Annotated in this window: 10 protein-coding genes and 2 pseudogenes; 8 read left to right on the plus strand and 4 right to left on the minus strand. The window is 69.8% G+C overall.

Going from position 1 to position 10607, the window contains the following annotated elements; all coding sequences use genetic code 11:
• The first annotated feature begins 124 nt into the window (after window positions 1–124).
• The gene (locus tag AXK61_RS13995; protein ID WP_231855550.1) at window positions 125–1684 is read left to right on the plus strand and encodes a glycosyltransferase family 87 protein; all 1560 of its coding nucleotides are present in this window, start codon (window positions 125–127) and stop codon (window positions 1682–1684) included.
• Window positions 1685–1788: 104 nt separating this feature from the next.
• Here AXK61_RS13995 and AXK61_RS26000 read toward each other — a convergent pair.
• Together AXK61_RS26000 and AXK61_RS14010 are read right to left on the minus strand one after the other, a co-directional pair.
• A pseudogene (locus AXK61_RS26000) lies at window positions 1789–2919 on the minus strand (hypothetical protein); the annotation flags it as partial.
• Window positions 2920–2988: 69 nt separating this feature from the next.
• Entirely contained in the window at window positions 2989–3810 is an 822-nt protein-coding gene (locus tag AXK61_RS14010; RefSeq protein ID WP_231855546.1) for a CPBP family intramembrane glutamic endopeptidase, read from the minus strand.
• A gap of 99 nt (window positions 3811–3909) precedes the next feature.
• On the opposite strand from AXK61_RS14010, the gene AXK61_RS14015 reads away from it, so the two are divergent.
• Both AXK61_RS14015 and AXK61_RS14020 read left to right on the plus strand, forming a co-directional pair.
• Complete coding sequence (locus tag AXK61_RS14015; protein ID WP_068745893.1) at window positions 3910–4458, plus strand: hypothetical protein; 549 nt, start codon at window positions 3910–3912, stop codon at window positions 4456–4458.
• A 200-nt stretch (window positions 4459–4658) separates the two neighbouring features.
• Window positions 4659–4985 (plus strand): hypothetical protein, encoded by a 327-nt coding sequence (locus AXK61_RS14020; RefSeq protein ID WP_156485672.1) that lies wholly within the window; start codon window positions 4659–4661, stop codon window positions 4983–4985.
• Between the two features lie 24 nt (window positions 4986–5009).
• Here AXK61_RS14020 and AXK61_RS14025 read toward each other — a convergent pair whose 3' ends face one another.
• Window positions 5010–6500 carry an aldehyde dehydrogenase family protein gene (locus AXK61_RS14025; protein ID WP_156485673.1) on the minus strand — a complete coding sequence of 497 codons (1491 nt, stop codon included), beginning with the start codon at window positions 6498–6500 and terminating at the stop codon, window positions 5010–5012.
• 75 nt (window positions 6501–6575) lie between these two features.
• On the opposite strand from AXK61_RS14025, the gene AXK61_RS14030 reads away from it, so the two are divergent.
• The 5 genes from AXK61_RS14030 to AXK61_RS14050 all read left to right on the plus strand — a co-directional run bounded on the left by AXK61_RS14030 (window position 6576) and on the right by AXK61_RS14050 (window position 10027).
• Window positions 6576–7565 (plus strand): NAD(P)H-dependent flavin oxidoreductase, encoded by a 990-nt coding sequence (locus tag AXK61_RS14030; RefSeq protein WP_068570193.1) that lies wholly within the window; start codon window positions 6576–6578, stop codon window positions 7563–7565.
• Window positions 7562–8323, plus strand: coding sequence for an enoyl-CoA hydratase-related protein (locus AXK61_RS14035; RefSeq protein ID WP_068745897.1), 762 nt, complete (start codon window positions 7562–7564; stop codon window positions 8321–8323). The genes AXK61_RS14030 and AXK61_RS14035 overlap by 4 nt, the downstream gene beginning before the upstream one ends.
• 91 nt (window positions 8324–8414) lie before the next feature.
• Window positions 8415–9059, plus strand: a complete 645-nt coding sequence (locus tag AXK61_RS14040) for a nucleotidyltransferase domain-containing protein (RefSeq protein WP_068570195.1) — start codon at window positions 8415–8417, stop codon at window positions 9057–9059.
• Window positions 9037–9429, plus strand: a complete 393-nt coding sequence (locus tag AXK61_RS14045) for a hypothetical protein (protein WP_068570196.1) — start codon at window positions 9037–9039, stop codon at window positions 9427–9429. Before AXK61_RS14040 ends, AXK61_RS14045 begins: the two co-directional genes overlap by 23 nt.
• Window positions 9430–9550: 121 nt before the next feature.
• Entirely contained in the window at window positions 9551–10027 is a 477-nt protein-coding gene (locus tag AXK61_RS14050) for a DUF805 domain-containing protein (protein WP_197466805.1), read from the plus strand.
• A gap of 154 nt (window positions 10028–10181) precedes the next feature.
• Here AXK61_RS14050 and AXK61_RS25415 read toward each other — a convergent pair.
• Window positions 10182–10607 (minus strand): annotated as a pseudogene (locus AXK61_RS25415) (3-hydroxyacyl-CoA dehydrogenase); the annotation flags it as partial.

Raw genomic sequence — 10607 nt, forward strand, 5'->3', positions numbered from 1 at the left:
GGACGAGTCCGGCACGGGTGTCGGCACGGACGTGGACGTCGACCGTCTCCACGTCAGCCCGGGCCGCTTCGATCCGGCGACGGCGGTCGAGCCGGACCGGGACGTCCCGAGCCGCACCGATGCGGTGGCGCGGGACTTCTCGACGGCCCTCGGCGGCCCGGTCGGCGCGCACGCGCAGCTGGGCTTCCAGCGGTTCTTCACGCCGCTGCGCCTGATCCTGCTGGTAGCGGTGCTGTTCCTGGCGCTGGGTTGGACCACGAAGGCGGGCTGCCTGCAGCAGAAGAACGACGGCGGGCAGCTGGTGCTCGACTGGTCGGGGAACCGGCCGTACGCCGCGATGTGCTACTCGGACACGGTGCCGCTGTACGGGGCGGAGCGTCTGAACGAGGGCCTCATGCCCTACAAGACGCAGTTCTTCGACACCGATCCCACGGGCGCCCGGCAGGAGCGCTACATGGAGTACCCGGTGCTCACCGGGATGTACCAGTACGCGTCGATGCGGATCGCCAAGACCTGGGCGGCGCTGCACGACGAGTGGGGCGTGCCCGCGGCCATCGAGGTCGTGCTGTTCTTCACGGTCGCCGCGGTCGGGCTCGCGATGTTCTGGCTGATCGCGGTGTGGGCGACGACCCGATTAGCGGGCGGTGCCGCCGGCCCCGGGCGGCTGGCGGCGCGCCGGCCCTGGGACGCGATGCTGATGGCGGCGTCGCCGCTGGTAGCCGTGCACGTCTTCACCAATTTCGACGCCATCGCCGTCGCGGCGATGGCGGTCGGAATGTTGCTCTGGGCCAAGCGGATGCCGGCCTGGGCGGGCATCGTGATCGGCCTCGGCACCGCGGCGAAGCTGTACCCGGCGTTCCTCCTGATCGTGCTGTTCTTCCTGTGCCTGAGGGCGGGCCGGCTCCGGCCGTGGCTCACCGCGTCGCTCACCGCGGCCGCCGCGTGGCTCGCCGTCAACCTGCCGGTGCTGGCCCTGTGGCCGCAGGGCTGGTGGGAGTTCTTCCACCGGAACTCGATCCGCGCGGTCGACATGGACTCGATCTACGCGGTCATCAGCTCGTTCACCGGCGGTTGGGTGTTCGGCGGCGCGGGTCCACGGGGCGGCGCCTCCGCGCTCGCCAACGCGATCACCCTCGTGCTCTTCCTCGCGGTGATCGCCGGCGTGGGCTACCTGGCGCTGAAGGCGCCGCGGCGGCCCCGGGTCGCGCAGCTGGCGTTCCTCCTGGTCGCGGGCTTCCTCCTGGTCAACAAGGTGTGGAGCCCGCAGTACTCGTTGTGGCTGGTGCCGCTGGCGGTGCTCGCGATCCCGCACACCCGGATCCTGCTGGCCTGGATGACGATCGACGCGCTGGTCTGGGTGCCACGCATGATGTACTTCCTCGGCATCCAGAACAAGGGCCTGCCGGAGCAGGCCTTCACGGCCACCGTCCTCCTGCGGGACCTGGCCGTGATCGGCCTCTGCGTGCTGGTGGTGCGGCAGATCTACCGGCCCGACGAGGACCTGGTCCGGTCGACCTTCCCGGGGCCGTACTCGCCCCCGTTGGACGACCCCGCGGGCGGCGTGCTCGACGGTGCGCCGGACGCGTCCTGGCTGCGCAACCGCAGCGAGGCGCGGGGCAGGTACCAGAGGAAGAGCAGCAGCAGCGCGGCCCGGCCCCAGACGCCGATCCACACGCCCCACTGAACCCACCAGGTGATGGGCGAGTTCGCCGCGTGCTCGGAGAAGTAGTTCCACACCGTGAGCTCGAGGCTCAGGTCGCACAGCAGGTAGGCCGCGACGAGTCGCCAGTCGACCTTGAGCAGCACGAAGAAGGGCAGCAGCCACAGCACGTACTGGGGTGAGTGCACTTTGTGGAAGAGCATGAACGCGGCGAGGATCGCACCGCTGACGCCGACCCACGGGTAGACGCCGGTGCGACGGTAGCGCAGCCATCCGACGACCAGCAGCGCGACGATGGATACCGCGATCAGCAGCGGTGAGAGCGCGCCGACGAGATCGTCGTAGGCCTTCGGATCGTCGTAGGCCTTGAGCACTCCCCAGTACCAGATGGAGTTGGTCGACAGGTCCGCCGTGCGCAGCTCCTGGAACTTCAGCGAGGCGCGCCAGCCGTCGAAGCCGAAGACCATGAAGGGCACGTTGATCGCGACGGCCACCACCACTGCCGTCGCCGCGGTGGCTGCGGCGCCCACCCAGTCGAGCAGTCGCCAGTCGATCCGGACGCGCGGTCCGGGACCGTCGGGCAGGGCGACGGTGCCGCCCCTCCCGTGGGTGAGCACGTAGAGCACGAGCGGCGCCACGAACAGGCCCGGATAGATCTTCAGGTCGAAGCCCACGGCGAGCACCGCGGACGTGGCGATCGCCGGGATGCGGATCGAGCCCCCGGTCCGGTCGGCCCAGGCCATGATGCCGAAGGCGAGCGTCGCGGCCGCCACCACTGGAAGCTCCATGTTGTGGAAGGCGTACAGCGCGAGCGGAGGGGCGACCGCCCACAGCGCGGCCGTGCGGCCCGAGACCTTCGCGAGTACCCACGCGGTGAGCAGGCCGAAGGGCGCGAGCAGCAGCGCCATGTGCAGCAGGAACTCGGCGTCGTTGTGCGCGCCGATCGCGCCCACCCAGAACAACAGCCCGCTGAGCACGGGGTACTCGATCGCGCCGCCCTGCAGCTTGCCGTCGGCGTCGATCCACCCGTTCAGGTACGGGAAGACGTGGTTGTTCACCTCGCGCCCGCTCCAGAGGAACTGCAGGTCGGAATAGCAGATCCGGCCGGGCGTGTTGGCGAAGCCCTCGGAGCGGCCGAACTGGTCGAAGGGTGCGCCGGTGCACTGAGCCTTGATCTGGTAGCCGATGACGAGCGCTGCAACGGTGAGACCGAGCACGGTCCACGCCACCCGGTCGGGGCGGAATCTGGGCCGGGACATGCGCTCCACCCTATCGGTCGAGGTCGCGCGCCCGGGCTTCGCGGTCGTCCGGGTGCGCGTGACGCCTCGTCATCCGGCGAGCAACTGCACGGGGTTCGCGTTCCACACGCCGTGGATCACCAGCAGCGGCCACATGACTCGGTAGCGCAGCCACAGGAAGCCCAGGAACAGTCCGCTCACGCCCTGGTTGGCGAGCACGTTCACCGCGTCGCCGGCCAGGTTCCCGGACCCCTGGATCGCGATGTGCCAGGCCGCCCACACGATGGCCGAGATCGCGACCGCCGGCCACGGGCCGAGCGCGGCGCGCCATCGGGTGAGCAACCACCGGCGGTAGAACACCTCCTCGAGCAGCGCGTTCATCGCGAAGCCCGCGAGCAGCAGGACAGCGCTGTCCGCGACCGGCACGCCGGCGAGGAAGGAATCGCGCTCCTCCGCCAGCGACAGGTACACGGCCAGGTACGCGATCACGGCCGGCGCTGGGCTCCACCGTGCCTCTACGGTCGGATCAGGCCAGGCCGCCCCGCGTCGCCGCGCGACCGCGAAGACGACGACCGGCACCGCGAGGAGTAGGCCGAGCTTGAGCACGGTGTAGTTCGGTTCGGCCGGGCCGAGCACGATGAGGGCGCTCGCAAAGGCGACCCCGCAGGTCAGGAGTGCCCAGGCCTGGGGCAGCGGGTTCGACGGTGCCGCTGGGCCCCGGGCATCCACGGGGAAGGCGAGCGAGGCGAGCAGCCCGGCGACGGCCGGTGCCCAGGGCTGCCACCACGAAATGGTATCCATCGAGTCGGCGGTGTACCGCAGGCCCCGGCCCGTCACCGCGAGAACGAGCGTCGACCCGACGATGGCGCCCACGCCGACCACCGCCGCCGTAAGACCCGCCCACGCCCTCACGCTCACCACGGTAGTGCCCTTTCGCGAACCTTGTTAACGATCACGCAGCGTCGGTCGATCAACCAGTGAGCCGCATCCTGCGGCAGGGGAGGAACGGACATGGGGACGACGATGAAGGTCGCGGGCGCGGTGCTGTTCGCGACGGTGGCCGTGGCGGGGTGCGGGGACGGGTCACGGTCGGCCGGGCCGACGGTGACGGTGACCGCCGCGCCGAGCGCGAGCCCGGGCGGCTCGTCCGCGGGGACGCAGCAACCCGAGACGCCGACCCGGACGGCGACCGCCGCCCCGACGGCCGCGAATCGCACCGTGACGGCCCTGCCCACTGCGGGGCAAGCGGTGCGGGTGCTCACCGAGTCCGGCAAGACCACGTGCAACATCCGCGCAGAACTCGTCGAGTGCCAGTCCGTCGAGTTCGGCAAGACCTACCGGGCCAAGACCGGGGAGCCCGCCACCGGGTTCGTGTACCGCGACGGGGCTCTCGGTTGGTACTACGGGAACATGGCGGTCACCGCGCCGGCCACCACCATCCGTTACGGCAGCACCTACAGCGCCTACGGGTGGACCGTCGAGGCGAGCGCGGGGAAGACCGTGTTCTCCCGCGACGGACACGGCGTCAGCGTCGACGTGACCAACACGACCACCTTCTGACGGTCCCCGCCGGTCCGGCCCGATGGGCCGGGCCACGAGCACAGAGGCCCCGGCACTCGCCGGGTCCACGACGAACATCTCTCGAGGAGAATCATGAAGCGCATCATCTGCGTCGCGGCCGCTGTCGCGGGCGCGGCACTCGTCGTCCCGCGACCGCCCAAGCGGCGCCCGTTCCGGTTCAGCAGAGCCCGGCGACCACGATGGTCTCCAGCGGTCTTGCGGTCCCGATGCTGTGGCGCGCGAACGTCGCGGTCCAGACCCGCAGCGCGGGCGTCGTGTCGATCTCGGCCCCGGCGGACGGGCGGATCTGCATGTCGAACGGCTACGCCACGCTCATCCGCGTCGACTACGTCAACCGCACCACCGGCGCCCGGGGCGGCGTCACCGTCAAGCCCTGCCAGAACTTCGCCAACCCGACACCGGCGGCGGTCGACGCCCGCACCGGCGCCGGGAACGTGACCTTCACGACCACCTTCGTCGGTGCGCCGATGGCGGTGCCGGGCAAGGGATCGTTCACCGTGCGCTGATCCCCGAGCGATGGGGCGGTGCGGTCAGCGCCCGTAGACGTGGCGCAGCATCAGCCGCACCGCCTTCATGTCGCGGGCCTTGCGGTCGAAGGTGAGCAGGTTCATCGGAGCCGTGAACTTCTGTGCCGCGACGGCTTGCGGTCTGCTGAACTCGCGGAGCCCGTCCGCGCCGTGGATCCGGCCGAAGCCGGAGTCGCCGAGCCCGCCGAAGGGTAGGGCGGGCACGGAGGCGAAGGAGAGGAACGAGTTCACGGCCACCGAACCGGTGCGGAGCAGGCGCGCCAGCTCCCGACCCCGGGAGACGTTGCGCGTCATGATCGCCGCGGACAGCCCGTAGGTGCTGTTGTTGGCCCTCTCGATGCCCTCCTCGATGGTCGCGACCCGGTTCACCACCACGGTGGGGCCGAAGGTCTCGTCGGTGACCGCGGTTGAGTCCTCCGGGACGTCCACGAGCACGACGGGCTGAACCGTGGTCTCGCCCACGGACTCCCGGCCCCCGACCAGCGCCCGCCCACCGTGGGCGAGTGCGTCGTCGATGTGGCCGGCGATGATCGGCAGCTGCCGGGCCATCGTCGCCGGACCGTAGTCGGCACCGTCGTCGTCCCCGCCGCGGAGGGCGCGGGTCCGCGCGACGAGCTTGTCGACGAACTCGTCGTACCGGTCGGACACCACGTACACCCGCTCGACGCCGGCGCAGGTCTGCCCGGCGTTGCCGAAGGCGCCGAACGCGGCCGCGTCCACCGCGGCGTCGACGTCCGCGTCGGAGTCGATGAGGAAGGCGTCCTTGCCGCCGCCCTCGATCGTGACGGGCGTGAGGGACTCCGCGCAGGTCGCCATGACCGTACGGGCGGTGCGGGCGGAGCCGGTGAAGGCCAGTTTGTCGACACCCGAGCGGCACAGCGCGGCACCGGTTTCCCCGCCGCCGTGGATCACCTGCAGCACGGGCTGTCCCGGGCACGCGGCGTTCCAGGTGTCGGCGAGGAACTGGCCCACAGCGGGTGTGAGCTCGCTGGGCTTGAAGACGACGGCGTTGCCCGCGGCCAGTGCGTACGAGACCGAGCCCATCGGGGTGAAGACGGGGTAGTTCCACGGGCCGATGCAGCCGACGACGCCGAAGGGCCGGTACTCGACGGTGGCGGCCAGGTTCGCGCCGAGCAGGCCCGACGGGACCTTGCGCCGGCCGAGCACCTTCTCGGCGTTCTTGGCGGCCCAGTCGATGTGCACGACGGCGAGCATCACCTCGAGCAGCGCGTCGTCGGTCGGCTTGCCGGTCTCGGCGGAGATCACCGCGGCGAGCTCCTCCGCCCGCCGCGACAGCTCCGCGCGGAAGCGCAGCAGCCAGCTCCGCCGGGCTTTCGGCGCGAGGTCTCCCCACCAGGCCGCCGCCTCGCGGGCGGCATCGACCGCCTCGATCACGGTCGCGGCGTCGGCCACGGGGAAGCGGGCCACCTCGGCCCCGGTGCGGGGGTCGGTGGAGATCAGGTCACCGGTCTGCAGGTTCGACGGTGCGGTCATGCGGTCCTCCGGAAGTTCTCGGGTATCTGAGCCATATGTTAGAGACTGTTCTCTCATCTGTGCTAGCTTTCGGGCATGTTCTCAACGCGCTTCACCGAGCAGTTCGGCGTCCGGTACCCGATCGTCCAGGGCGGCATGATGTGGGTGGGGCGCGCCGGCCTCGCCGCCGCGGTGTCCGAGGCCGGCGGGCTCGGCATCATCACGGCTCTCACGCAACCCACGCCGCAGGCGCTCCGTGAGGAGATCGCGCGGGCGCGGGACCTGACGTCGAATCCGTTCGGTGTGAACCTCACCGTGCTGCCGACGATCGACCCGCCGCCCTACGAGGAGTTCCTGCGCGCGGCGGTCGAGTCGGGGGTGAAGATCATCGAGACCGCTGGGTCGAACCCCGCGAAGTTCCTGCCGTACCTGAAGGACCACGGCGTCAAGGTGATCCACAAGTGCACCAGCGTCCGGCACGCGCTCAAGGCACAGGCCATCGGGGTGGACGCGGTGTCGATCGACGGCTTCGAGTGCGCCGGCCACCCGGGTGAGGACGACATCCCGGGCCTCGTACTGATCCCCGCCGCCGCGGACGCGCTGGACATTCCGATCCTCGCGTCGGGCGGCATCGCGGACGCCCGCGGCCTCGTCGCCGCGATCGCGCTGGGCGCGGACGGCATCAACATGGGCAGCCGCTTCCTCTGCACGGTGGAGTCCCCGATCGCCCCCGAGGTGAAGCAGCAGATCGTCGAGAACTCCGAACTGGACACGAAGCTGATCTTCCGCACGCTGGGCAACACCGCCCGCGTGGCGAAGAACTCGGTCTCCGTCGAGGTGGTCGAGACCGAAGCGCAGGGCTGCGAGTTCGAAGACATCCGGCACCTCGTGGCGGGCGCCCGCGGTCGCAAGGTCTTCGAGGACGGCGACGTCGAGGCCGGTATTTGGAGCGTCGGCCTGTGCCAGGGCCTGATCCGCGACGTCCCGACGGTGGCGTCGCTCATCGAGCGGATGATCACCGAGGGCGCGTCCATCGTCGAACGGCGCCTCGCGCCGCTGGCGCGAGTGGAAGAGTCGGTGGCATGAGCGAGGACTTCCTGCGCGCCGTCGACGCCGGCGTCCTGACCATCACCATCGCCCGTCCGCAGCGGATGAACGCCTTCGGCGTTCGCGCGGCGTGGGACCTCGCCGGCTTCATCGCCGAGGCGGACGCGGACCCAGGGATCCGTGTCGTGATCATCACCGGCGAGGGCAAGGCGTTCTGTACGGGCGCCGACCTGGCGGGGGAGGCGGCGGCGCCGCAGGAGGCGCTCGACGCGGTGAACGCGTACGTCCGCGCGATCGTCGCGGCGTCGATCCCGGTGATAGCCAAGGTGAACGGTCCGTGCGCGGGAATGGCGGTGGGCCTGGCATTGGCCGCCGACCTGACCTTCGTCGCCGACACCGCCTACTTCCTGTTGCCCTTCGTCGGCATCGGCCTGTTGCCCGACGCGGGCACCACGGCCCTGGTCCCCGCCGCCATCGGCCGTACCCGGGCGATGGGCATGGCCCTGCTCGGCGAACGCGTCTACGGGCCGGAGGCCCTCGCCGCCGGGATGGTCACGGCGGTCCGCCCGGCCGAGGAGCTCGACGGTGCCGTCGCCGCCGCGGCCGCGAAGCTCGCGTCCGGACCGCGGGAGGCGATCGCCGCCACCAAGCGCGCCATGAACGCCTCCACCCTCGCGGGCCTCGAGGGTGCCCTCCGCCGCGAGACCGACGAGCAGGTCGTTCTGCTGCAGACCGACGATCACCAGGAGGGCGTCGCCGCCATGCTCGGCAAACGCCCGGCCCGCTTCGCCGACTGACGTCGGCCGCGAAGCTGCTCGCTCCGGTGAACCGCGGCAGATGCCAACTATCCTTGGATTGAACCAAGAATAGTTGGCATACAGTGGGTGCATGCAGCTGAGCCGTCCGTTCGCCACGATCACGCCCACCCTGGATGGGGACGTCCTTGCCGTGCTGGCATCAACAGATGTCGCGTTCACCGTTCCGCAGATGCTCCGAATCGTCTCCCGCGGCTCGGACGAGGGCTTGCGGAACGCCCTGTCCAGGCTGGTCGGGACAGGAGTCGTCCACCAGGAGAAGGTCGGCCGGACCAGTACCTACCGGCTGAATCGCGCGCACCTCGCAGCGGAACCGATCATCGCGCTCGCCAAACTCAGCGAGACGCTGCATGAACGGCTGCGGGCGATGACCGCCAGTTGGGCGGAGACCCCACTGTTCGCCACGATCTTCGGATCGGCCGCAACCGGGCGAATGCGCGAGAACAGCGACATCGATCTGCTCCTCGTCCGTGCCGACGACGCCGACGACGAGGTGTGGGACACCCAGATGACGGACCTGGTGACTGCGGTGTCCGGATGGACGGGCAACGACGCTCGGCCGGTCGACTACACGGAGTCGGAATTGCGCGATGCAGCCGCATCGAGGGAGCCATTGCTGCAGGATGTCGTCAGGGACGGACTGACCTTCGCTGGGGACCGAGGGTGGTTCGTGTCACTGGTACGGAGGGCAGCTAGTGGCGGGCAAACGGAGCTGTAATGCGGTCGTCATCACCGGTCGGCTGGCGAAGGCGGTGGAATTCAACGAGGCGGCGGAGTTCCTCGAAGACGAGAAGCGCAACGCTGCAGGGGATCTGTTCGTCGACGCCGGCATCGCCGCAGCAGATGTCATCTGCTGCGTGCGACTCGGAGAACACTCGAACTCCACGAACCACAGCGAGGCGATCGCGCTCCTCGCCAAGGCGGACGCCGGAATAGCGAAACACCTGACGACCCTGCTCGGGCTGAAGAACAAGGTGGCGTACGACCACCACACCCTCTCGTCTCGCGAGTGCCTCAAGATGAAACGCGCTGCCGCGCACCTCGTTGAGCGCGCCAAACTGGTGGCTGCGGCCGCGGGAACGGCGTGACGAGGCACGTTCCGGTGCTCGCGGACGACACAATGTTGCTGTTCCTAAAACAGTAATGCTACATTGCGCACATCGGTGTTCGGGGTGCTGAACGGAGCGGTGTGAGATGAGTGATCAGTACGTGGTCGACAGGGATCCGCAGGACCTGACGATTCCCTTGCGCGGCGCGACCTTCGGCGAGGCGGTGAAGCGCTTCTTCCGGAGCTACTTCCGGTACTCGGGGCGGGCTTCGAAGAGTGAGTTCTGGTGGCCGGCCCTGGCGAATCTTCTCGCCATCCTGGTTGCGGTCGGGGTGATCGTGACCGGCGGCGTGCTCGGCGAGGAGGGTGCCGGTAGCCCTGTCATGGCGATCGGCGGGATGCTGATCGTCGCGATCATGATCGTCTACGGTATTGGTGGAATCTCGTTGAGCGTCCGCAGACTTCACGACATCGACCAGTCGGGCTGGTGGTATCTGCTCATCGTCGTTGCCGCCGCCGTACCCGTCGTGAACATCGCTGCAACCATCGCCGCGCTCGCGATCGGCCTGATCGAAGCGAAGCCCGGCGGGGTCCGCTACGACGCGCCGCGTGCGCAGCGGGACCGTCTCTTCTCCTGACCGGACGGCAGGCTTCGCTCAAAGCGCCACGCCGATTCCCCACGGGCGTCGGCCCACCCGGACCCGAGGCGCACCGTCGAACCGGGAAACGAGAGGTCCGGTACCACCCGCAGGCGGTACCGGACCTCTCGATGATGGTGCGGCTCAGTGAGTCCTACTCGTAGGTCTCGCCGGCCTCGGCCTTGGCGACCAGGGAGGCGGGCGGGGTGAACTGCTCGCCGTACTTGGTCAGCTCCTGCGCGCGGGCGACGAAGGCCTTGGGGCCCACGGTTCCGTTCGCGCCCTCGTAGCCGTTGATGAACTGCAGCACGCCGCCGGTCCAGGCGGGGAAGCCGATGCCGAAGATCGAGCCGATGTTGGCGTCGGCGACGGAGTCCATGACGCCCTCGTCGAAGCAGCGCACCGTCTCGAGCGACTCGGCGAAGAGCATCCGGTCGATCATGTCCTGCAGCGGGATGTCCTGCCCGGCGGGCAGGAGGTCCTTCAGGCCGGGCCACAGACCGGTGCGCTTGCCGTCCACGTAGTCGTAGAAGCCGGCGCCGTCCTTGCGGCCGGTGCGGCCCGCGTCGACCATCGCGTC

The sequence above is a fragment of the Tsukamurella pseudospumae genome, assembly GCF_001575205.1.
Taxonomy (GTDB): Bacteria; Actinomycetota; Actinomycetes; order Mycobacteriales; family Mycobacteriaceae; genus Tsukamurella; species Tsukamurella pseudospumae.